Source organism: Tsukamurella spumae, assembly GCF_012396015.1.
GTDB classification, from domain to species: domain Bacteria; phylum Actinomycetota; class Actinomycetes; order Mycobacteriales; family Mycobacteriaceae; genus Tsukamurella; species Tsukamurella spumae.
Genome location: NZ_JAAXOQ010000013.1, coordinates 81,249 through 103,588 on the forward strand (window position 1 = coordinate 81,249; position 22,340 = coordinate 103,588).

The following is a 22,340-nucleotide window of genomic DNA, read 5'->3' on the forward strand; positions in this document are numbered from 1 at the left end:
CAGTCTAGTGATGGGCGCTGACAGGTTTCGTCAGGTCGTACACCGTCGCGCTCCCGACCCTGTGCGCCGCGTAGTTCCGCTGCACCCACGACGCGATGCTCCCGGTCGTCGCGCCCTTTCCGCCGAGATCCACGTCGCGGCACTGCTCCGGCGGGTCCGCGAGGATCGCGCCCGGCCCGCCGCGCCCCTGCGACGAGGCGATGTAGTAGCGGATCCGGCCCTGCCGCACGTCCGATTGGAACTGCGCGAGCGTCGGCGACGGGTCGGCCCCGGTGAAGCCGCCGACGGCCATGACCGGCCGGCGCGATGCCAGCTCCATCGACGCCGCCGACGAGGATCCGTTCGTGGCGGCCGCCCACGTCGTGTCGGTGTCCTTGAGCAGCGTCGCGAGGCGCGACGAGGACGTCCCCCCGCGACCCCCGCCCCCGTGCGAACCCGAGGTCGAGACCATCGGGCTGCCGCCGGTCTGCGCGTGGGCGATGCCCGACCACACGTACACGGCCGGCCCCAGCACCATCGACCCGGCGATCAGGCACCAGGTGACGGCCTCGCGCCACCGCGGACCGTCGGCCCACCGGGTGGCGAGGACCGCACCGAGGGCGATCACCGTCGCGCCGAGCACGACCCACCGGGCCCAGAGCGCGGCACCGTCGTTCTGGCAGAGCAGCGCGAAGGCCCATCCGCCTCCGGCGCCGATCTGCAGGAGGAGCGCCACCAGTCCGGACCGGTCGCCGCGATGCTGCCACGCCGTCCACATCCCGATCCCGACGAGTCCGGCGATGCCGGGCGCGACGGACAGGCTGTAGTACGGATGCGCGGCCTGCTTCATCTCGGCGAGCAGCAGCCCGTCGACCACGGTCCACGTACCGAACAGGATCGCGCCGGCCCGGACCAGGTCGGTGCGGGGCTCCCGCCGGCGCAGCCACAGCACGGCCAGTAGCGCGACGAGGGCGGCAGGCAGGAGGAAGCTGATCTCCAGGCCCCATTCGCCGGTGAACAGCCGCATCAGGCCCGGCTGTCGGCCGAAGGCGCCGTGCCCGCCACCGTGCGCGCCGCCATGGCCCTCACCGATGCGATCCCGCAACGCGGTGAGGCAGTCCTGCGGGATCCCCGCGAAACCGCCTCCGCCCTTGTGGTTCTGCCCCAGCACACGACCGAAGCCGTTGTAGCTGAGCACGAGATCCATGAACGAGTTGTCGGTCGAGCCCGCGAGGTAGGGCCGCGAGTCGGCCGGCCACAGGATCGTCAGGACGACGAACCACCCGGCGCTGACCACGAGCGCGGCCGCCGCGCCGAGCAGGTGCAGCGCGCGCCTTCGCCAGTCCACCGGCGCGGCGACGAGGTAGACCAGGCCGAGCGCGGGCAGCACGAGCAGGCCTTCGAGCATCTTCGCCAGGAACGCGAGGCCGAGCGCGACCCCCGCCAGGGCCAGCCAGCGCCCGCCCCGTCCCTGCAACGCCCGGACCGTGCAGTAGGCGGCGGCCACCATGAGCAGGACCATCGCCGCGTCGGGGTTGTTGAAGCGGAACATCAGCGCGGCCGCCGGGGTCAGGGCGAGGACGGTGCCGGCGATGAGCCCGGCGGGTTCGCCCGCGAGCCGCCGGACGGCGCCGTACAGCAGGCCGACCGACGCGACGGCCATGAGCGCCTGCGGGATCAACATCGACGCGCTGGAGAACCCGAAGACCCGTGCCGAGAGCCCCATCACCCAGATCGACAGCGGCGGCTTGTCCACCGTGATCGAGTTCGACGGGTCGAGCGAGCCGAACAGGAGCGCCTTCCAGTCCTCGCTCCCGGCCCACACGGACGCGGCGTAGAAGCCGTTGGCCATCCCGTTCCGGGTGATCCCCACGAGGTAGATCGCAGCCGTGGCCAGGAGTAGCACGAGCAGCGGCAGATGGCGGCGCACGGCCGCGTTCACAGTCACCCGCTCAGCGTGGGGCTCCGGTCTGCCCCGTCCCTGGGACCTACCCGGGAGGAAGCTGTGGACGCACGACGACGGTGTCCGCTATGCGCCGTTCCAGGTCCGAGACGTCCGCGGTGACCGCTTCCAGCGCGGAGGCCTTCTCCGCCTCGGGCAGCGCGGCGATCGTCACGAGCCGGTCGTCGATCTCCTGCGCGCTGACCGTCAGCGTCACCTGCGCGTCCAGCTGCGCCGCCGACAGCGCACCCACCGGCTGATCGAAGGCGCGCAGCGCCCGGCGGATGCGCCGGTGCAGCCGCGCCTCGGGCACGTGCGAGCCGGACCAGGACAGCGGGGCGCGCGACGGGAAGGGCATCGCCGCCTCCGCCCGCTGTTGACGCCGACTGTTGCGCACCAGCGCGATCGCGAATCCGGTCGCGACGACGACGGCCAGCACCACGAGCGCCAGCAGCACAACAATGATCCACGCCATGAAAGCTCCTCCTCGCCGCCGCGGCGGTCACCCTCCGCGAACCTGCATGTACAGGTACACCGCGATCCCGATCAACAGCAAGCCCGCGATGATCGCGGAGGCGATCTTGATCGCACTCCAGGGTCGCTGACCTTGCACTTCGCCGGTGACGCCGTTGACGAACACCTGGAACGGTTTCCCCGCGAAGGTGACCGTGAGCAGCCACACCGGCATCAACAGGTAGAGGAAGTCGATCGACTGGTACACCGGGTTCATCCGGGTGACCCGCTGCTCGTCGCCGCCGATGTCGCGGCGCACGGTGTTCTCGATGATGCCCTCGATCCGGGGCCTCGCCTGGGCCTCGAAGACCTGGGCCGCGTCACCGTCGTAGGTCCGGGCGAGATGCCCGGCGACGAACTCGGGCGTGTAGGTCACGGCCTGCTCGGCGGGCCAGGGCTCGAGCTCACGGACCCGCGCGGAGTCGAGCCCCGTGTTGGCCGACTCCGCGAGCTGCCGGATGCTGTCGTGCACCCGCCCGCTCACGGGCCACCAGTCGGTGTAGGTCTCGATGTTGCCGTCGCGGTCACGCCGCGTGCGATGCATGCCGCGCGCACCGGAGTAGTCGGTGCTCACCTCCGCGTCGTAGCTGTAGTACGAGAGGTAGACGCTGCTGAACGACCCGAGGACGCGGTACTTCTTGAACTCGCGCGGCGCGAACCAGCGGCTGTTCACCCAGGCCTCGATGTTGTGCCGCGCCTGCTCGTCGCCGACCCGGAGCGGCAGGATGCCGTCGATCGGGATCCGGGCGGGCGCGACCTGCACGTCCGTCCGCTGGATCGGGGTGTTGCAGTACGGGCACCGGGTGGCGGTCAGGGTGCCGCTGAACAGCGTGTGGCCGCCGCAGTTCTGGCACACCACCTCGCGGTCGACCACCTGCACCTGCGCCACGGACCGCGCCTGCGCGTACAGGGCGTTCATGGTGGGGCCCAGCGGGTGCGGCTGCAGCACCTTGGTCGTGTCGAGCAGTATCGGGTAGGTGCTTCCGCAGCTGGGCGAACGGAGCTTGCCGATCGTCGGGTCGTAGACCAGGGCGTCGCCGCAGTTCGCACACGGGTAGGTGCGGGTCTGCTCGGTGACCTGCACCATCTCCCGGTCGTTGGCCGACGGTACGCCGGGCACCAGTTGCCGGGGCCGCGCCGGATCCGGTCCGACGGTGCGCGGCTGGTGCCCGGGCCCCGGCCGGTCGCCGGGGCTCGGTGGCCCGGGGGTTCCGGGCAGCGGGGGCGGCACCGTCATCGCTATGCCCGCGGAGGCAGCGGCGGCGGGGTCTGCCCGAAGATCGAGGCGAGCGCCGGGACCTGTCCCGCGGGCGTCCAGCCCGTGAGCGCCGGCGACCAGACCAGGGTCTGCGGCGTGAGGTTCATCCCGCGCAGTTGCTCGATCGGGAACGGGCCCGCGGACTGTCCGTTCTGCTCGACGTGGAAGACCTGCGCGTTCGGCAGCGGCGGCGGTGTCCCGGGAGCCCCCTGCTGGTTCTGGAAGTTCTGGGCGAACTGCTGGCCCATCGCCATGCCCATGCCCGCGCCCATGAACTGGCCGGCACCCCCGCCGCCCTCATTGGTGGCAGCGCCGAGCATCGAGTCCGCGGCCCTGCCCTGCTGGAAGCGGTTCATATCGCCGACGTTGCCGTAGTAGCCCTTCTCCTCGACACCGCGCGCGACGCCGCGGGTCATGGCCTGGGTGATCTCGTCGGGCAGCGAGATGTTCATCTCGATCGCCTCGCAGGCGAGGCCGTACTGCTGGGCGAACTTCGACTGGACGTACTCCTGCAGCTTCGCGGCGAGCTCGCGCTGGCGGGCCTGCAGGTCGATCGCGCCGACGCCGGTCTCGATGAGCATCTCCGAGAACGCGGTGGAGATGGTGCGGCGCAGGAGTTCGGCGATCTCGTCGGAGTCGACGTTCGAGTCGGTGCCGATCACCTGGCGCAGGAAGGTGGGCGCGTCGACGACGCGCACCACGCACAGCCCGTTCGCCCGGACCTGGACCATGCCGAAGTCGTTGTCCCGGATCGTGATCGGATTGGGCGTGCCCCACCGCAGGTCGGTGATGGGGCGGCTGTTGATGAAATAGACCTCGCTGCGGAACGGGCTCTTGAAGCCGTGCGGCCAGCCCTGCAGCGTGGACATGATCGGCATGTTCTCGGAGACCAGCTGGTAGTTGCCGGGTCCGTAGCGGTCCGCCAGCTGCCCGCGGTAGACGAACAGCGCCTCCTGCCCCTCGCGCACGATGAGCTGTGCGCCGTTCTTGATCTCGTTGTTGTAGCGCGGGAAGCGCCACGCCATCGTCGACCTGCTGTCGTCGAGCCATTCGATGATGTCGACGAGCTCGCCGCGGACCCTGTCCATGATCCCCATGTGCGCTTCTCACCCTCCGTCGCGGTTGTCGGAATCCACGATAGCCATGCGGCTTGGCGGCGGCTGAGCGCTTGCTGATCCCGGGCATTGCGCTCTCGCAGATTCGTGGCTTCGCGTGTCGAACACTTCACAGCACATTCACGTCGTCCACGTCATAGGCTGCATCCGGCCCCACCACGGGGATCTCCGCTGAGAAAGGTGCATTCCATGGCAGGCAAGTTCGAGGTGTACGAGGACAACGCGGGCAAGTTCCGGTTCCGACTCAAGGCCGGAAACGGCGAGGTCGTGGCGTCAGGCCAGGGCTACACCTCGCGCAAGGGCGCCCACGACGGTGCCGCCGCGGTGCAGCGCGCCGCCGAGGGCGCGAAGGTGGTCGACGTCGAGGAGTGACCGCACTCCTCACCGGACTCGGGGAGGGCACCGCGCGCCGGCGCCCTCCCCGAGGCGTCTGACCAGCAGGGCTTGACCTTGACACCGTGACAAGGTCTGCAATCGAGCCACCGACGAAGGAGGTGGCCCCGATGGCCCAGAACCCGCTCGACCACACGAATCCCTCGATCCGCCTGCGCGCGGCTCTCGAGGCGGGCTCGGCCGCGGATCCCGCGGTGGCCGGGGCGTTGGTGGCGCGGTGCGCCGTGGAACCGGACTTCTTCGTCCGCGACATGCTCACCTGGGCGCTGACCCGGCTGCCCGCCGGGACGACCGTGCCGCTGCTCCGAGCGGAACTCGCCTCGCCGGTGGCGCAGGCCCGCGGCCAGGCCCTGCACTCGCTGTCCAAGATCGGCGGCGCCGAGGCCGCGGCCGCATGGTCGACGGTGCTCGGGCTGGTCGCCGACCCCGACGACGAGGTCGCGAGGGCAGCGTGGCGCACCGTCGTCGCGCTGGCCGGCGGGACGGAGGACCGACGGTCCGCCGCGCCCGCCCTGGTAGCGCAGCTCGGGCGCGGCGACGCGGACACCCGGCTCAGTCTGAGCCGCGCGATCCTCGGGCTCGGCGACGAGGGTGCGGCGGCGCTGGAGTCCGTGTCGGCGCCGACGGACGCCGTCCGCGAGCACGTCGCGGATACGATCCGATTGCTCGAGGACCCGGATTCCGGGTTCGCGGGCTCGGTGCACGAGGCGCGGCGCGTGGCGGCGCTCGGCCGGACGGAGTGAGCGGCAGGCGGACCGGGCGGAGGCGGACGATGAAGATCGGCGACGTGGCGCGACGGTCCGGCGTGAGCGCGAGGATGCTGCGGCACTACGACGCGTTGGGCCTGGTCCGCCCGTCCGCGCGGTCCTCCTCGGGGTACCGGATGTACGCCGAGGAGGACATCCGCCGGATCTTCCACGTGGAGAGCCTGCGCTCACTGGGCCTCTCGCTGGCGGAGATCGGACTCGCCCTGGACGATCCGTCGTTCGCGCCGGAACGCCTGGTCGCCGACATGATCGCTCGGAGCCGGGAGCGGATCCGGCTCGAGACGGAACTGCTGGAGCGGCTGCAGCACGTCGCGGCGGCGGGCGCGGACGATTGGGATCGGGTCCTGTCCGTGGTGTCCCTGCTGACCGAGCTCGACACCGGTTCTCCCGGGGCGCGGCAGCGCGCGGCGCTCACGGCCGATGGTCGGGCGCCCGTCGACGCGCTCGCCGAGGCCCTCCTGCGGGAGGAGAGCACGAACGTTGCCGGCGCCCTGCGGTGGGCCCTGGCGCAGGCGGAGGATCCGGATACGGCGCCGCTGGTCGACGCCCTGGCCTCCCCCGATCCGACGGTGCGTCGCCGCGCCGCGGAGGCCCTCGCGGAGATTCCGGGCCAGGAGGGCGCCCTCCGCGCGGCGCTCGGCCACGAGGACGCCGCGGTCCGGGTCGTCGCGGCGGTCGCACTGGGCGGGCGCGGTGATCCCGCTGCGACGCCCCAGCTGATGAGCATGGTGCGCGACGGCGAGAAGGACGTGGACGCCGCGGAGGCACTCGGCGCGGTCACGGCGGCCGACCCGGGCGACGAGCGGATCAGCGCGGAGCTCGCCGCGATCGCCGACGGGACCGATGACTACGCGGTGCGCCAGCGCGCGGTGCAAGCGCTCGCGGAGATCCCCACCGCGGGTGCGGAGGCGGCGCTGCACCGGCTCGCCGGTGACGTCGATCCACGGATCGCCGGCACCGCGTCGTTCATCCTCCGGCGCCGTCCGAACCGACGGCGCGATCGCTGACGAAGGTCCAGTGCTCCCCCGCCGGGCCGAGGACCAGCAGGTCGTAGCGCCCCGCCGGAGCGGGCACGGTGAGCTCGACGGACCCCAGTACGTCCGCGTGCAGGGGCTCGGAGTCCGGCGCGTGGTACGGGAACACCGTGAAGTGCGCGCTGCGCGTCCCCCTGTTGGTCAGGCGGAGGCGGACACCGTCGGGCCCGGGAACGACGGTGGCGCCGGGGACGTAGGGCACGAGCCGGGCCGGTCGCACGCCGGGCTCCTGCGCGGGCCGGACACCGACCGCGGGCGCGCGCGGCTTCCAGCGAGGGATGAGGGCGCGTTGCGGCTGCGGCCGGCCGGCGGCCGGGAGTGGTTGCGGGGCAAGGAAGTCGAAGACGCTGGTCAGGTCTCCGCAGACGGTGCGCCGCCACGGCGAGATCGACGGGACCTCGATGCCCAGCCAGCGTTCCAGGAAGCGCAGGGTGGAGGTGTGGTCGAAGGTCTCCGACGCGACGTACCCGCCCACGGTCCACGGCGAGACCACCGTCATCGGGACCCGGTTCCCGAGCCCGAGCGGCAGGTCACCGACCCATTCGTCCGCCTGGTCGCGCGGCGGGCGGGGCGGCGGGACGTGGTCGAAGTAGCCGTCGTTCTCGTCGTAGAGCAGGAACAGGGCCGTCTTCCGCCAGGTCTCGGGGTGGCGGCCGAGGGCGTCGAGGATGCGGTGCACGAGGTTCGCGGAGGCGCGCGGCGAGGACGCACTGGGATGCTCCGACTCCCGCTCGGAGGCGACGACATAGCTCACCGTCGGGAGGGTCCCGGCCGCGATGTCGGCGGCGATCCGGTCGGTGAGGGCCCCGGTGGCGGTGCGGCGCAGCCCGCGGAAGAACAGCTCGCGGTCCGGTTGCGGGAGCGTTCGGGCGCGGGCGTCCACCTCGTCCGAACGACGGTGCGCCTCCTCCTCCGGCAGGCGACGCAGGCCCTGGTAGAAGTCGTCGATCTCGGTCCCGAAGTCGCCGAAGACCCGGTGCGAGACCGTCTTGAACCGGCGGAAGAACTCGATGTTGTTGTCGGTGAAGTTGTCCCACTCCTGGTAGACCCGCCAGTCCACGCCGGCACGCTGCAGGATCTCGCCGATGCAGGGCCAGTCGTAACCGGGGTGGCCCCGGTCGTACGCGGTGTTCTCCACGGCGCGCCGGCCGGTCAGTGGCTCGAAACCGGTGGTGCCGGAGAAGAAGAAGTTCCGGTTCGGCGAGGTCGAGGTGGGCGAGCTGCAGTAGTAGTGGTCGCAGATCGTGAAGGCGTCGGCGAGGGCGTAGTGGAAGGGCAGGTCCGCGCGGTCGTAGTAGGCCATCGTCGAGTCGGTCTTCGCGGCGATCCAGCCGTCGTGCCAGCCGCCGGCGAGGGCCGACTGGCCGCCCTTCCACGTCTGGTCCAGGGCGTCGACGTTCTCCGCATCCATGCGCTGACGGTGCGCCGCGCTCCGGATCGGGAAGGGCGGCACCGTCGACCCCGAGCGGGTGGGTTGGTCGAAGACGGAGTGGCCCGAGCGCAGGCGGATCGCGGCCGGGTCGCCGAAGCCGCGTACGCCGCTCAGGGTGCCGTAGTAGTGGTCGAACGAGCGGTTCTCCTGCATCAGGAGGATCACGTGCTCCAGCCCGTCGAGGCCGCCCGGCGGCGCGGGCCGGGCCAGTGCCTCGGTCAAGGACGACGGGAGCAGACCCATGCCCGCGACCATACCGTTGGAACGCCGACCGAAGGTTGCGCGCCGGGTCAGCGGGCGTAGCGAGCGGCGAACCCCGCACACAGCGCGTCGATGCCGGAATGCAGCATCGGCAGCGCCGCGCACAGTTCCGGCCGGTCGGCGGCGACGAGCTCGCGCAACCGCGGCAGCTCGTCGGCCAGCGGATTGCCGGCGAGGCCGGCGACGAAACCGCCACCGTCGAGCGAGGATCCGGGCGCGACGAGCACCCGGCCGACGGCGCCGAGCCCCGCGCCCTGAACGTGGTTCCAGACGAGCAGCGCCAGGCTCGCCGACTCGTCCACCGCGCCGGTGAGGTGCGTGAAGGCCTCGACCAACCAGTCGAAACAGGTCGCCGACGAGCGGGACTGCGCGGCCCGGGGCACCGCGTGCGCGAGCAGCACCCAGGGGTGCCGGAGGTAGAGCTGCATGTCCGTCTCAGCGGCGATGTGCACGCGGCGCCGCCAGTCCGGGTCACCGAGGAGCTCCTCGGGGTACAGGTACGCCGAACCCGCCTCGGCCGCCATCTCCCGGACCAGCGATTCCTTATCGGGCACGTGCCGGTACAGCGACATCGCGCCCGCGCCGAGCGCGTCGGCGATCCGGCGCATCGAGACCTTCTCGAGGCCGCCCTCGTCCGCCAGGCGGATGGCCTCGGCGACGATGGATTCCCGGGTGAGGGTGGTCTCGGACACGAGCTGCCTTTCTCCGTTGACCGGCTGGAACGGGGATGCGTACAGTGTACCCAGTCATGGTGCGTACACCGTACGCGCTTGCTGCAGCTTCAAGGAGTCACCCGTGTCCTCCACCCCGCGCCGCGCCTGGGCCGGCCTCGCCGCCCTCCTCCTGCCGGTGTTCCTGGTGTCGATGGACGCTTCGGTGCTCTACCTGGCGATGCCCCACCTGACATCGGCACTGCACCCGAGCTCCGAGCAGCAGCTGTGGATCCTCGACATCTACCCGTTCATGCTGGCCGGACTGCTCATCACGATGGGCAACCTCGGCGACCGGTGGGGCCGGCGGCGGCTGATGACCTGGGGAGCCGGACTGTTCGGCATCGCCTCGGTCGTCGCCGCCTTCGCGCCCACGCCCGGCCTGCTCATCGCGGCGCGCGCCCTGATGGGCGTCGGCGGCGCGACGCTACTGCCCGCCAGCCTGGCGCTCATCGCGAACATCTTCCGCGACCCCAAGGCCCGCGGTATCGCCATCGGCATCTGGACCGCGGCCTTCTCGTTCGGCATGGCGGTGGGCCCGGTGATCGGCGGCGTTCTGCTGCATCACTTCTGGTGGGGATCGGTGTTCCTCATCAACGCGCCGGTGTTCCTCGCCTTCCTGGTGGCGGGCCCACTGCTGATCCCCGAGTTCCGCAGCGGCACCTCGACGCCCTTCGACCTGGCAGGCGTCGCGCTGTCGATGGCCGCGATCTTCCCGCTGGTGTACGCGGTGAAGTCCGCCGCGGGCCACGGCGTGCACGCCTCCACCGTGGTCGCCGGCGCGGCGGGCGCGGCGATGCTGGTCGCGTTCATCACGCAGCAGCGACGAACGGCGCACCCGCTGATCCCCTTCGACCTGTTCCGCAACCGGACCTTCGCCATGGCCATCGCCGGCACGATCCTGGCGATGTCCACCCTGGGCTCGATGAGCTACCTCACCGGCATCTACCTGCAGTCCGTCGTCGGGTTCGACGTGCTCGCGGCCGCCCTGCTGGGCCTGCCCGCGGCCGCGGTCGTGGCGTACTTCTCGATGCGGGCGCCGTGGATCGAGAAGTACCTGGGCCGCCGCGCCACGTTCGTCGCGTCGCTGCTGTTCTCCGCCGCCGGCCAGCTGCTGTTGGTCGGGCTGGGGACGGGCGGACCGTCGTGGCTGTACGTGCTCGGCACCGTCGTGGCCGGGGTCGGTTACGGCACCTTGTTCACGTTCGTCTCCGCCGTGGCGCTCGATGCCGCGCCGCCGGAGCGGGCGGGCCAGGCATCGTCGATGTCCGAGATGAGTTTCGAGCTCGGCACCGCCCTGGGGCTCGCCGTGCTCGGCTCGGTCGCGACGGCGGTGTTCACCCGGCACGACGGGATGTCTCGCACGCTCGGCGACACGCTCGCCCGCGCGGGGACCCTCTCGGGGCCCGACGGTGCCGCACTCGCCGAGACCGCGCGGTCCGCATGGGTCGAGGCGGTCAGTACGACCGTGGGCGTCTCCAGCATGCTGCTCGTCGCCACCGCTGCCGCGGCGTTCGTGGTGATGCGCGATCGGACGCCCGCGCGGGAGCCGGTCAGCTGCTGATCAGCGCGGGGACAGGCGGAACACCGGGATCACGCGGCCCTGGGCGGCCTTCTCGTACTCGGCGAAGCCGCTCGAGCGGGCCTTGAACCGGTCCCACGCCTCGTCGCGCACCGCGCCGGTGAGCTCGTGGGCGGTGACCAGTGCGGTGGAGATGCCGCCCTGCTCGTCCGGGTACTCGAGCTCGATGTCCGGGTGCGCCTTGAGGTTGTGGTACCACGCCGGGTTCTTCGGCGAGCCGCCCGCGGAGGCCGGCAGCAGCCAGCCCTCGTCGTCCCGGATGGCGGCCAGCGGGTTCACCCGCGGCTCGCCGGATTTGGCGCCGACGCTGTGCACGAGCGCCAGCGACCGGCCGAAGCCCATGGCCGTCACGGTGCCGTTGTTGGCGCGGAACTCGTCGATGATGCCCTGATTGAAGTCACTCACCGCTTCATCATGCGCCCGTACGCGCGCCATCGCCACCGAAGGCCGATCCCCGTCGTCACTCATCGCACCATCGTGCACCCAGTCGTGCCTCCGAGCAGGATTTCTCACTCTTCCATTCGATCACGATGTATCATCTCGAAAACTTGTCGGTGGGTCCGGGTAGCGTCCTGGTATGGACGAAAAGCTTGCGGTAGAGGATGACCCGCCTCCTGATGGGGCGGTGGGTGTGGATGTGGTGCACCGGTTGCGTTCGAGTGAAGTCCGACGCTGCCGGTTGGCGGTCGAGCAGTACGCACTGGCTGCGGACCTGCTCCGGCAACGGGTCTGCGAACGCGCCGCGGCGGGGGTGCCGCAGGACCGGTGGCAGCAGGGCGTCGCCGCCGAGGTCGCGCTCGCCCTGCACATCTCCCCGAACACCGCCGCCCGGTTCCTCGCCCGCGCGGTGCAGTTGGAGAAGTACATGCCGCACACCCGCGCCCGCCTCTACGACGGTGACCTGTCCCCGGAGGCGATCCCCACCCTCCTGGCCGGCCTGTCGCATTTGGACCTCGCCCGCCGCCAGCAGGCCGACACGGAGCTGTGCGCCGACCCCACTGTGTTGGCCGGGCTCGGGCTCAAACAGTTGGCGGGGAAGGTCGAGCAGGTCGCCTACCGCTTGGACGCCCGCGCCACGGTGGATCGGAATGCGGCGGCGGAGAAGGACCGGTCGGTGACCCTCCGGCCGCTGCCGGAGGGCATGGCCCGGCTGTCGGTGCTGCTGCCGATGGCGCAGGCCGTCGGTGCCTACGCGGCGCTGCGCACTCACGCCGACACCCACGTCGGGCGCGATCAGGAACTGCGGACCCGGCCGCAGCTGATGGCCGACACCGCGTTCAGGCGTCTGACCGGCCGCGACACAGCCGGCGGGCAACCCGTCACCGTGCACCTCACCGTTCCCGCCACGGTGCTCCTCGGTGACCGGCCCGGTACCGCGCATCTCGACGGCGGCGGGGTGATGCCGGCGGAGATCGCCCGCAACCTCATCGGCAAAGCCGCCGCGGCCGGTGTGGCGTGGGTCAAACGACTCTTCGTCGCCCCCGAGACGGGGGCCGTGGTCGCGATGGACTCCCGCCAACGCCTCTTCCCCGACGGGCTGGCGGAGGTCATCCGAGTACGGGACAGGTACTGCCGCACCCCGTACTGCGACGCTCCGATCGCGCACACCGACCACATCACCCCACACGCGGCCGGCGGAGCGACGAGTTTCGAGAACGGGCAGGGCCTGTGCGCGGCATGCAACTACGCCAAAGAAGCCCCCGGCTGGCGCAGCGCAACCGTTGACGACCCGTCCGGGAGGCACACCGTCGAAACCCGAACCCCGACAGGGCACATCCACCGATCCACCGCCCCCGACCAGGCAGCCTGATCAGGCACAATCACCCGGCGGGGATGGGGAGCGGCGCGGGTGCGGTACCCGCACCGAAGGGGCTCCCGCCCAGTTCCTCCCGGCCGTGCGGGGTGAACCAGTTCTTCAGGTCCGGGCCCTTCGGGACGATGCCGGACGGGTTGATGTCGCGGTGCACCTCGTAGTAGTGCCGCTTGATGTGGTCGAAGTTGGTGGAATCGCCGAAGCCGGGGGTCTGGAACAGATCCCGTGCGTACGCCCACAGTACGGGCATCTCGTCGAGCTTCTCCCGATTGCATTTGAAGTGGCCGTGATAGACCGGGTCGAACCGCGCGAGGGTGGTGAAGAGTCGGACATCCGCCTCGGTGATGGTGTCGCCCACCAGGTACCGCTGCGTGGCGAGGCGCTCGGTGAGCCAGTCGAGCCGTCCGAACAGTTGGTCGTAGGCGGCGTCGTAGGACTCCTGCGAGCCGGCGAAGCCGCAGCGGTACACGCCGTTGTTCACGTCCCGGTAGACGAGCTTGTTGACCTCGTCGATCTCGGCGCGCAGGTCCTCGGGGTAGAGCTGCGGCGCGCCGGGCCGATGGAAATCCGTCCACTCGAGCGAGAAGTCGAGGGTGATCTGCGGGAAGTCGTTCGTCACGACGGCGCCGGTGGGCACGTCGACGATCGCGGGCACGGTGATGCCCTTCGGGTAGTCCGGAACGCGCTTGAAATAGGCGTCCTGCAGCCGAGGGATCTTCAGGACCGGGTCCAGTCCGCCCTCGTCGAGGTCGAAGGTCCACGAGCGCTTGTCGTGCGTGGGCCCGCAGATCCCCATCGAGATCGCATCCTCGAGGCCGAGCAGTCGACGCACGATGATCGCGCGGGTGGCCCAGGGGCAGGCGTACGACACCACGAGCCGGTACCGGCCGGCCTCGACGGGATACCCGTCGCGCCCGTCGCGGGTGATCCGGGTTTCGATGTACCGGGTATCTCGCTCGTACGGCTGGTCCGCAGTGACATAGCTGCCCTGATCCTCACTCATGCCGACCAGCCTATGCGGGACGCCCGGTCTGCGCCGGAGGTCCCGGCGCAGGTCGCGGACTGGTCAGCTCTGCGCGGCCGCCCACTCCTCGACGCGGGCCGCGCTCTCCGCATCGCTGAGGTCCTCCACCCGCGTCATGATCGACCAGCGCACGCCGAACGGATCGCGGATGCTCGCGAACCGATCGCCGGAGACGAAGTTCGTGACCGGTTCGCGGATCGTGGCGCCCGCGGCCTCCGCCCGCGCGACCACATCGTCGACGTCGGCGCAGTACAGGCCCAGCGAGTAGCAGTCGGCTTCCCCCTCCGGCATGGGAATGAGGCCGAACTGCGGATTCGGCTCGCCCAGTTGCAGCCGGCCGTTCCCGAAGTCGAGTTCGGCGTGGGCCACGACGCCACCCATCTCGGTGACGCCGAGTGAGCGCGCGCCGAACACGGAGACGTAGAAGTCGATGGCTCCCTTGGCGTTCGGGATCGAGAGGAAGGGCGTCAGCGAGGAGAAGGAGTGCGGGACGCCGTTCGTGGTGTGTGCGCCGTTCGCGGCGGTGTGCTCTGTCATGCCGACGACGCTACGAGGCGCGGCCCGCCCGGGAATTGAAGATTCGCGACAGATCCGCGCCGCTTACGATCGAGGCGTGAACCCCCGCGGCATCCTCTATCCGGCGCAGCTGCCGACCTTCGAGCGCCGTGCGCCCTCCCCCGCCGCGGACCCGCTGGTGCGGTGGTTCTGGATCTCGCAGTGGAGGATCGCGCCCGGTCGCACGTCGCGGCAGAACGTGCTCCCGTTCCCGGCGCTGAATCTGGCCGTCGAGTCGGATCTGGTGGGGCTCGCCGGCGCGAGCACGGGCCGGAGTCATCGCGACCTCACGGGAACCGGGTGGGTCGTCGGTGCCCTGCTCCGCCCCGCCGCGACGGCCGCTCTCACCGACGACGCACCGTCGATCCTGGACCTGTACGTCGAGCTGGACGAGCCCGGCCTGCATGCCGAGACGTCCGCCGCCATGCGGCGCGGAGACCTCGGGGCGGCCTGCCTCGCCATCGAATCCTGGCTCGCCGCACGGGTTCCGACGGTGACCGACGAGGCCGAGTCGGCCAACCGCCTGGTCGCCCGGATCGAGGACGACGAGGCGATCCTCACGGTGGAGGAGGCGGCCGCGGCGATCGGCGTCTCGGTGCGGACCGCGCAGCGCCTGACGCGGAGGTACGTGGGCCTGACTCCGCTGGCCCTGATCCATCGCCGTCGCCTCCAGCACGCCGCCCAGTTGCTCAGTACCGAGCCCGACACCGCGGTCTCCCGGATCGCAGCCGACCTCGGCTACGCCGACCAGTCGCACCTGGTCCGGGACTTCCGGAAGGTGCTCGGCTTCACGCCCGGCGGATACCGCCGGGGCGAGGTCTAATCGCGGGGCTTGTTGACCTCGTCGGCGACGGCGTCCGCGGCCTCGCGGACACCGTCGAGGTTCTGGCTCGCGATCTTCACGCCCTCCGACGCGGCCGTCGTCGCGATGTTCGCGGCGCTCGCGGCGATCCGGCCCGCGCCACCCCGCACGTCGCCCTTGAGCACCTGCGCCGCGCCCTCGACGATGTCGCCCGCCTTGTGCACGGAGTTCGTGGCGATCCTCGCCGCGGCGTCGATGTTGTCCTGGATCCGCTTCGCGACCATGCTGCCTCCTCGGCGTCGATCCCCTCAGCGTAGACAGCCGCGCCCCGAGGAGCGGGCGATCCGGGAACCCGACGGGCGGGTGCCGTGCGCCTCAGTCCAGGCCCGGCCGCTGCGCGTCGCCGCCCAGCTCGGCGCGGGAGGTGTCCTTGAGATCGACCCCGGAGCGCCCCAGGCGGCGGGCCCCGACGACCAGGCCCGCGGCGATCCGTGCGGCATCGGCGTAGCCGAGCCCCTCGGGCGGGTGGATGTTGGAGATGCAGTTGCGATGGGCATCGGTCACGCCCGCTGCGAAGTCCTCCGGATCGGCCCGATGGGTCAGGTAGATCCCCAGGCTGTCGGCCACCGACAGGCCAGGGCGCTCACCGATCAGGACGAGCAGGGTGCGCACGCCCAGCGCTCGCGCGACATGGTCCCCCAGCGCCACCCGGGCCTGCGTCGCGATGACCGGCGGCGCGACCGTCACATCGGGCGGCAGGGCGTCGAGGATCGCGCGGGCCAGCGCCACACCGTGATCGGTGAGAGCCTTGGGCGAGAGCCCGTCGGCGAGGAGGATCGCGACGTCGGCGTCGGGCACCGTCGGGACCGCGGCCAGGTCCGCGGGTACCCGGCCGAGGTCCGGGCGGCGCAGGTATTCGCCGCGGTCGGCGGCGCGGCTGGTCACGACGATCGGGTCGCCGATCCCGAGCTCGCGGACGCGGGCAGCGAGATCGTCGACGTCGAGCGGCTGGTGCACAGCGTCGCGGGCCGCGGCGTGGGCGGCGGAGAACTCGAGGACGCGGCGCGTCGGCAGCGCATCGCCGGTGCGGCCCAGGCCGATCCGCGACTGGGTGGTGGCGCGCAGGACGTCCCAGAAGGCACCGTCGGACCGCTCCGGCGCGCTCACCGCGGGACCCCCGCCGCGAGCTCGCGCAGCGGGGAGGCCTCGACGGCCACGTCGCGGAGGCCGCCGGCCTCGTCGGTCATGCCCTGGCGCGCCAGCCAGGCGTCGAACTCCGGCGCGGGCCGCAGCCCGAGCGCGCGGCGCGCGTAGAGCGCGTCGTGGAAGGCCAGCGACTGGTAGCCGAGCATGACATCGTCCGCGCCGGGAACGGTGATGACGAAGGACACGCCCGCGACGCCGAGCAGCGTGAGCAGGTCGTCCATATCGTCCTGATCGGCCTCGGCGTGGTTGGTGTAGCAGACGTCGACGCCCATCGGCAGGCCGAGAAGCTTGCCGCAGAAGTGATCCTCGAGCCCAGCTCGGGTGATCTGCTTGCCGTCGTAGAGGTACTCGGGCCCGATGAATCCGACGACGGTGTTCACCAGCAGCGGGTCCAGGTGCCGCGCCACAGCGTACGCCCGCGTCTCGAGGGTCTGCTGGTCGACGGGCGCGCCGTCGGTGCCGAGGTGGGTGCCGGACGAGAGCGCCGAGCCCTGCCCCGTCTCCAGGTACATGACATTGTTCCCGACGGTGCCGCGCCCCAGTTCGCGCGCAGCGGCGTTCCCCTCCTCGAGCAGTGCGATGTTCACGCCGAACGCGGAATTCGCCCCCTCGGTACCCGCGATGGACTGGAAGACCAGGTCGACGGGAGCGCCCTGCTCGATCAGCCCGATGGTCGTCGTGACGTGACTGAGCACGCACGACTGTGTGGGGATGTCGAACCGGGTGCGCACCTCGTCGAGCAGGTGCAGCAGGTCCGATGTTGCGTGCGGCGAGTCGGTGGCGGGGTTGATCCCGATCACCGCGTCGCCGCAGCCGAGCAGCAGACCGTCGAGAGTGGCGGCGGCGATGCCCCGCGGATCGTCGGTCGGGTGGTTGGGCTGCAGGCGGGTGGCGAGCGTGCCCGGCAGGCCGACCGTCGTGCGGAACCCGGCCGTGACGCGGACTGCGCGCGCGACCGCGATGAGGTCCTGGTTGCGCATCAGCTTGCTCACCGCCGCAACCATTTCCGGCGTGAGAGCGGGGCCGAGGGCGGCGAGCCGGGCACCGGCATCGTCGGCGACGGCGATCCGCAGGAGGAGATCCCGGAGCTCGCCCACGGTGAGGTGCGCGATCGGCGCGAAGGCCGCCCGGTCGTGCGTGTCGATGATGAGGCGGGTGACCTCGTCGGACTCGTAGGGCACGACGAGTTCCTCGAGCAGCGCCGTCAGCGGGACATCGGCGAGTGCCCACTTGGCGGCCGCGCGCTCGGCGTCGGAGGCCGCGGCGCAGCCGGCCAGCTGATCGCCGGAGCGCAGCGGCGTCGCCTTGGCGAGCAGATCGGCCATCGAGGTGAAGGTGAAACTCTCCCCGCGCACGGATTGGGTGCGGATCATGTGAGCTCCCGTTCGGCATCGGCGAGGGCCGCGAACTCCTCGTCGGGCGAGTTCGCCACCAGGTGATGTCGACTGTAGACCCCGAAGTAGACGAGGAAGGCCGCGAACGCCGCGAGGGTCAGGCCGGCCGCCTTTGGGTCGACGAGGAAGGTGGCGACGACCGAGACACAGGCGATGACCAGGGCGAACGAGGTCGTGATGATGCCGCCGGGTGTGCGGTACGGGCGCGGCATGTCGGGTTCGCGGCGCCGCAGCACGATGTGGCTGATCATCATGAGCACGTAGCTCAGGGCCGCGCCGAAGACCGCCATGTTCAGGAGCATCGCGCCCTTGCCTGTGAGCGACAGGGCGAAGCCGATCACGCCCGGGACGATCAGCGCGAGCACCGGCGCCTTACGGGAGTTGGTGACGGACAGGCTCTTCGGGAGGTAGCCGGCGCGCGAGAGCGCGAAGGTCTGCCGCGAGTAGGCGTACATGATGGAGAAGAAGCTCGCGACCAGGCCGGCGAGGCCGATGTAGTTGACCACCTTCGACGCGGTACCGCTCCCAAGGGCCTCGACCAGCGGGTTGCCGGACATCGACATCGCCTGGGCACCGACGGCGCCCGGAGCGAGGAAGAACACCGTCGCGCCCGTGACGACCAGGATGAGCATCGCCATGATGATGCCGCGCGGCACGTTCTTCTCGGGCTCGCGCGCCTCCTCGGCGGCCAGTGGCACACCCTCGATCGCGAGGAAGAACCAGATCGCGAAGGGCACCGCCGCCCAGATCCCGAGGTAGCCGTGCGGGAGCCAGCTGGACGCGCCGACCGCGTCGGTGACGGCGATGTCGGTGAGGTTGTGGACGTCGAACTTCCCGATGGCGAAGACCGCGAAGATCACCAGACCCACGAGGGCGATCGCGGTGATGACGAACATCGCCTTGAGCGCCTCACCGGCGCCCGTGAGGTGGATGCCGATGAAGAGCGCGTAGACGAACAGGTAGACCCACCAACCGTCGGTGATCCCGAACAGTCCGAGCGACTGCACGTACCCGCCGATGAAGGTCGCGATCGCCGCGGGCGCGATGGAGTACTCGATGAGGATCGCGATGCCGGTGGCGTAGCCGCCCCACGGCCCCATCGCGCGTCGCGCGAAGGTGTAGCCGCCGCCGGCCGCGGGCAGCGCCGAGGACATCTCCGCCATACCCAGCACCATCGCCAGGTACATGCCGGCGATGATCACCGCGGCGATCGCAAGGCCGCCCCAGCCGCCCTGCGCGAGCCCGTTGTTCCACCCCGCGTAGTCGCCGGAGATCACGTAGCTCACGCCGAGGCCCGCCAGCAGCACCCATCCCGCCGAGCCTGATCGGAGCGTGCGTTTGGCGAGGTAGGCATCGGATTCGATGGTCGCGTCCACCCCGTCGTGGTGGAGCGGGTTCGGCGCCGGGCGCTCAGTACTCATGTGGCCTCCTGATCACCGTCGATCCTGTTCCCGGAGTGTTTCCGGGCGGTGTCGGCGTGTTTCACCGATAGGTCGCATCGGTGTGATCTAGGACACTACGAGTCAAGCGTTGCAGCGGGGTTGCAGCGCAACTGACGGGGCGAGCAGGACGAGTAGGCGTTAGGGTTCCCGAGGGGGTGGAAGCATGCAGTGGTGTACCGACGCGGCGTACCGCGATGACCTTTTCCGGCGGCGCTACGAGTCACACGTTGCACCCGTGAACCATCTGGTCGAACGGTTGCGAGAAGAACATGCGGGCATGTTCGTCCCGTACGTCGCCCCGACATACGGCGGGACGAACGCGCGCCTACTGGCGCTGCTGCAGGATCCCGGGCCGAGGACCGATGCTGCAAACCGCGACGGATCGGGCATGCTGTGCATCGAGAACGCCGATCCCACTGCCACGCGGTACAAGTCGCTCCTCGCGACCTCCGGGATCGACGTGAGTGACATCCAGGCGTGGAACGCCTTCGCCTGGCGCCCCACCACCCAAGACCGCGGTGGTCGCCGCGTCCTTGCTCCGTCGGAGGTCGACCTTCGTGACTCGACGGATGCGCTTGCGCGCCTCGTCCGATTGCTGCCCCGTCTCCGCGTTGCGCTCCTGCATGGCCGCCACGCACGCGACGCCTGGCTCCGGCTGGGTACGGCGCACCCCGATCTTGTGGTAGGAATCGAGGCAATCGCGTCGTGGCACCCACTCGTCGACCATCCGGCGTACCGCACGAAGAACGATGCAGCGAAGTACACCCGGGAACTGACCAACTCGTTCGCGTCGGCGGCCGATCACCTGCGACGACCGGACCAGGCCTATCCGACCACTCCCGAGGAAGAAGTTCGCGCGACGGAGTCGCAACACCAAGCCGACCGTCCGACTTGGCGCTCAACGCTCAACGAGCTCCGAGCGCGATTCGTCGCACTCCGCGCACAGGAATCACCCGAACACCCCGAAGCGGCGACGCACGAGGCATCAAGACCAAGTACCCCAGAGGAAGCGGAGCCGACTGCGCCGGCCGCGCAGACCGAGGATCAGGCCGAGTTCGATCGCGAGCTCGATCAGTATGCTCTGACCGAAGCGAACCTATTGGCCCAGCGCCTGAGCCTTCGCGCGGATCTGAACGAATGCCGCGATAGCAAAGACCGCAGGGAGGACTACCAGCGTCTGGCCGAGAGCGAGCGCTCAGTAACTCTGCGACTCGCCGACCTCGAGCGCGCCCGCCGGACGTATCTGGCCAAGCGGGATGAGGTCGTCGCGTGGGCGCGATTGCGCGGCGTTTCCACCGATAGCCGCGCCTTCCGGGGTTCGATCGTCACTATCCGCTACGCCGACGGCGGGACCGAAACCTGCGTCCTCACCGAACGGGACACCGACACGATCTACGACACCGTCTCGCCGAGTTCGACGCTCGGCGAGCGCTTGAAACTGGCACAGGTCGATGACACGATCGAATTGCCGAACGGCGAGGCGATCACCGTGACGGACATCCGACCCGGCTTCAGAGTCTCCCCACCCGTTCGTTGACATGGAAGCGCCCTAAGGCCGGCGCCAACCAGCGCGTCAGGTAGCTGCGCAGTTCCTGCTGCGAACGGGGCGGGTCGCCCGGGGAGATGAAGAAGGACTGCATGATCCGCAGTTGGAACTCGACGAGCTCGCGCAACCGCGTCTCGTCGTAGCCGTGGGCGGGCCAGTCCACATCGAAGCGCTGGATCATCGTCATCCCGAAGGCCATCGCCTGGCCGGAGGCGATGGCCTCGGTGTGCGAGTGCTCCCCCGCGAGCATCAGGCGCAGATGCGGGGCGCGAGGCACCTGATCGAGGGTGAAGACGATACCCTCGACCACGGCCTCGGCGGGATCACCGATGCCGCGCACGTGCGCGGCGAGGCGGTCGAGGAACGCGCCCACCGACTGCACGGCGGCGGCCTGCAGCAGCGCGTCGACCGTCGGGAAGTAGCGGTAGACGGTCTGCCGGATCACCCCGAGCGCATCCGCCACCTCGGCTATCGACGTGGTACCGCGCGCGCCGATCAGGTCCACGGCGGCGGCCACGATGCGCGAGGACGCCTCGCCGTCGCTCGTCGGCGGCGAGCCACCCCATCCCCTGCGTGCCATCGCCCCAGGCTACAGCTTCACGCGATCTCACCATACAGAACATGTTCTATGTGTATGGTCACCTCATGACGGACCTGCACCCCCGCAAGATGGACTTCCATTTCGACGAGGCGCCCGTGCCCTTCCTGTGGAACCCCGACAACCCCGCCTTCTCGTCGATGATGAACGCGGTCAGCTTCCTCGCCGTCGGCTTCGAGAAGATGATCGTCAAGCTGATCCTGCAGTTGCGCAAGGAGTTCGCCGACCCGGAGGTCGCCGCCGAGGCGAACGCCTTCATGCAGCAGGAGGGGCACCACTCCACCGCGCACCGTCGGCACGTCCAGGCGCTGATCGCGCAGTACCCGGGACTGGAGAACACTCTCGACGCGGTGATCGGCGAGTTCGACCTCCTCACCGAGGCCACCTCCACCGACTACAGGCTGGCCTACACGGCCGACCTCGAGGCCACATTCACGCCCGTCTTCAAGCTCATGCTCGACAACGAGGAGGCGCTGTTCCGCCCCGGCGACGACCGGGTGGCGTCGATGTTCCTGTGGCACTTCGTCGAGGAGGTGGAGCACCGCAGCTCGGCGCTCATCATCTACAACGCGATCGTGGGCAGCGAGGTCTACCGGATGCGGATGGCACCGTCGATCTTCGCGCACGTGCTCAAGGTGATCCGGATCGCCTGCGCCGGCTTCAACCAGCACGTGCCGCTCAAAGACCGGAAGGTCGACGCGCTGTCGATGTTCGGCCGGTACCGGCTCAAGCAGAAGGTGCTCGTGGCCGTCGCGCCGCACCTGACGAAGGGCGCCATGCCGCGGGCCTTCGACGTGCTCCCCAAGGCCGAGCAGGCCGTCGCGATGAAGGGCATCATCCGCAGCCAGATGCCGCTGCACGATCCGGCGCACGAGAACCTGCCCGTCCTGGCCGGTGAGTGGCTGCGCCGCTACGACAGCGGCGTCGACTGCACCCGCTGGTACACCTCGGACGCGGCGATCGGGGCCTGACCC

The 22,340-nt window shown here is 70.5% G+C and carries 22 protein-coding genes; 8 read left to right on the forward strand and 14 right to left on the reverse strand.

Translation table 11 applies throughout. The annotated features are described in order from the left end of the window. Positions 1-4: 4 nt before the first annotated feature. The 4 genes from HF999_RS11615 to HF999_RS11630 are packed head-to-tail and all read right to left on the reverse strand — an operon-like array spanning position 5 to position 4,789. Entirely contained in the window at positions 5-1,927 is a 1,923-nt protein-coding gene (locus HF999_RS11615) for an ArnT family glycosyltransferase (protein WP_168546030.1), read from the reverse strand. A gap of 40 nt (positions 1,928-1,967) precedes the next feature. After that, a complete protein-coding gene (locus tag HF999_RS11620) occupies positions 1,968-2,396 on the reverse strand; it encodes a hypothetical protein (RefSeq protein ID WP_168546031.1) in 429 nt (142 codons plus the stop codon). A 27-nt stretch (positions 2,397-2,423) separates the two neighbouring features. Then, entirely contained in the window at positions 2,424-3,671 is a 1,248-nt protein-coding gene (locus HF999_RS11625; protein ID WP_168546032.1) for a TFIIB-type zinc ribbon-containing protein, read from the reverse strand. 2 nt (positions 3,672-3,673) lie between these two features. Then, on the reverse strand, positions 3,674-4,789 hold the full coding sequence (locus HF999_RS11630) for an SPFH domain-containing protein (RefSeq protein WP_168546033.1): 1,116 nt from the start codon (positions 4,787-4,789) through the stop codon (positions 3,674-3,676). A gap of 207 nt (positions 4,790-4,996) precedes the next feature. On the opposite strand from HF999_RS11630, the gene HF999_RS11635 reads away from it, so the two are divergent. From HF999_RS11635 to HF999_RS11645, 3 genes are all read left to right on the forward strand, one after another. After that, a complete protein-coding gene (locus tag HF999_RS11635) occupies positions 4,997-5,179 on the forward strand; it encodes a YegP family protein (RefSeq protein ID WP_168546034.1) in 183 nt (60 codons plus the stop codon). A gap of 131 nt (positions 5,180-5,310) precedes the next feature. After that, positions 5,311-5,943 (forward strand): HEAT repeat domain-containing protein, encoded by a 633-nt coding sequence (locus HF999_RS11640; protein WP_168546035.1) that lies wholly within the window; start codon positions 5,311-5,313, stop codon positions 5,941-5,943. 29 nt (positions 5,944-5,972) lie between these two features. Further along, the gene (locus tag HF999_RS11645) at positions 5,973-6,974 is read left to right on the forward strand and encodes a HEAT repeat domain-containing protein (RefSeq protein WP_168546036.1); all 1,002 of its coding nucleotides are present in this window, start codon (positions 5,973-5,975) and stop codon (positions 6,972-6,974) included. On the opposite strand, the gene HF999_RS11650 is transcribed toward HF999_RS11645, so the two are convergent. Both HF999_RS11650 and HF999_RS11655 read right to left on the reverse strand, forming a co-directional pair. Beyond that, positions 6,934-8,676, reverse strand: coding sequence for an alkaline phosphatase family protein (locus HF999_RS11650; RefSeq protein ID WP_246207661.1), 1,743 nt, complete (start codon positions 8,674-8,676; stop codon positions 6,934-6,936). The two genes, HF999_RS11645 and HF999_RS11650, sit on opposite strands and share 41 nt — an antisense overlap. A 47-nt stretch (positions 8,677-8,723) precedes the next feature. Then, positions 8,724-9,386, reverse strand: a complete 663-nt coding sequence (locus tag HF999_RS11655; RefSeq protein ID WP_168546038.1) for a TetR/AcrR family transcriptional regulator — start codon at positions 9,384-9,386, stop codon at positions 8,724-8,726. Between the two features lie 103 nt (positions 9,387-9,489). Here HF999_RS11655 and HF999_RS11660 point away from each other — a divergent pair, with 103 nt between their 5' ends. Continuing rightward, on the forward strand, positions 9,490-10,968 hold the full coding sequence (locus HF999_RS11660) for an MFS transporter (protein ID WP_343953415.1): 1,479 nt from the start codon (positions 9,490-9,492) through the stop codon (positions 10,966-10,968). Here HF999_RS11660 and HF999_RS11665 read toward each other — a convergent pair whose 3' ends face one another. Next, the gene (locus HF999_RS11665) at positions 10,969-11,391 is read right to left on the reverse strand and encodes a nitroreductase/quinone reductase family protein (RefSeq protein WP_168546040.1); all 423 of its coding nucleotides are present in this window, start codon (positions 11,389-11,391) and stop codon (positions 10,969-10,971) included. A gap of 172 nt (positions 11,392-11,563) precedes the next feature. Between HF999_RS11665 and HF999_RS11670 the strand changes: the two genes are divergently transcribed. Next, the gene (locus tag HF999_RS11670; RefSeq protein WP_168546041.1) at positions 11,564-12,796 is read left to right on the forward strand and encodes an HNH endonuclease; all 1,233 of its coding nucleotides are present in this window, start codon (positions 11,564-11,566) and stop codon (positions 12,794-12,796) included. Between the two features lie 10 nt (positions 12,797-12,806). On the opposite strand, the gene HF999_RS11675 is transcribed toward HF999_RS11670, so the two are convergent. Together HF999_RS11675 and HF999_RS11680 are read right to left on the reverse strand one after the other, a co-directional pair. After that, positions 12,807-13,802: a glutathione S-transferase family protein gene (locus HF999_RS11675; RefSeq protein ID WP_168546042.1), complete on the reverse strand. Its 996-nt coding sequence runs from the start codon at positions 13,800-13,802 to the stop codon at positions 12,807-12,809. 63 nt (positions 13,803-13,865) lie between these two features. Next, positions 13,866-14,360 (reverse strand): VOC family protein, encoded by a 495-nt coding sequence (locus HF999_RS11680; protein ID WP_168546043.1) that lies wholly within the window; start codon positions 14,358-14,360, stop codon positions 13,866-13,868. 76 nt (positions 14,361-14,436) lie between these two features. On the opposite strand from HF999_RS11680, the gene HF999_RS11685 reads away from it, so the two are divergent. Further along, a complete protein-coding gene (locus tag HF999_RS11685) occupies positions 14,437-15,201 on the forward strand; it encodes a helix-turn-helix transcriptional regulator (protein WP_312854110.1) in 765 nt (254 codons plus the stop codon). Here the strand turns inward: HF999_RS11685 and HF999_RS11690 are convergent. The 4 genes from HF999_RS11690 to eat all read right to left on the reverse strand — a co-directional run bounded on the left by HF999_RS11690 (position 15,198) and on the right by eat (position 19,201). Beyond that, positions 15,198-15,464: an Rv1893 family protein gene (locus HF999_RS11690; RefSeq protein WP_168546045.1), complete on the reverse strand. Its 267-nt coding sequence runs from the start codon at positions 15,462-15,464 to the stop codon at positions 15,198-15,200. The genes HF999_RS11685 and HF999_RS11690 overlap by 4 nt on opposite strands. 91 nt (positions 15,465-15,555) lie before the next feature. Beyond that, positions 15,556-16,347 carry an ethanolamine ammonia-lyase subunit EutC gene (gene eutC, locus HF999_RS11695; protein ID WP_168546046.1) on the reverse strand — a complete coding sequence of 264 codons (792 nt, stop codon included), beginning with the start codon at positions 16,345-16,347 and terminating at the stop codon, positions 15,556-15,558. Further along, entirely contained in the window at positions 16,344-17,759 is a 1,416-nt protein-coding gene (locus tag HF999_RS11700; RefSeq protein WP_168546047.1) for an ethanolamine ammonia-lyase subunit EutB, read from the reverse strand. The genes eutC and HF999_RS11700 overlap by 4 nt, the downstream gene beginning before the upstream one ends. Continuing rightward, positions 17,756-19,201 carry an ethanolamine permease gene (gene eat, locus HF999_RS11705; RefSeq protein ID WP_168546048.1) on the reverse strand — a complete coding sequence of 482 codons (1,446 nt, stop codon included), beginning with the start codon at positions 19,199-19,201 and terminating at the stop codon, positions 17,756-17,758. The genes HF999_RS11700 and eat overlap by 4 nt, the downstream gene beginning before the upstream one ends. 256 nt (positions 19,202-19,457) lie before the next feature. Here eat and HF999_RS11710 point away from each other — a divergent pair, with 256 nt between their 5' ends. Further along, entirely contained in the window at positions 19,458-20,759 is a 1,302-nt protein-coding gene (locus HF999_RS11710; RefSeq protein ID WP_168546049.1) for a uracil-DNA glycosylase family protein, read from the forward strand. Here HF999_RS11710 and HF999_RS11715 read toward each other — a convergent pair. Beyond that, positions 20,734-21,348: a TetR/AcrR family transcriptional regulator gene (locus HF999_RS11715; RefSeq protein WP_168546050.1), complete on the reverse strand. Its 615-nt coding sequence runs from the start codon at positions 21,346-21,348 to the stop codon at positions 20,734-20,736. The two genes, HF999_RS11710 and HF999_RS11715, sit on opposite strands and share 26 nt — an antisense overlap. A gap of 65 nt (positions 21,349-21,413) precedes the next feature. On the opposite strand from HF999_RS11715, the gene HF999_RS11720 reads away from it, so the two are divergent. Further along, the gene (locus tag HF999_RS11720; RefSeq protein WP_068569019.1) at positions 21,414-22,337 is read left to right on the forward strand and encodes a metal-dependent hydrolase; all 924 of its coding nucleotides are present in this window, start codon (positions 21,414-21,416) and stop codon (positions 22,335-22,337) included. Positions 22,338-22,340: the final 3 nt, after the last annotated feature.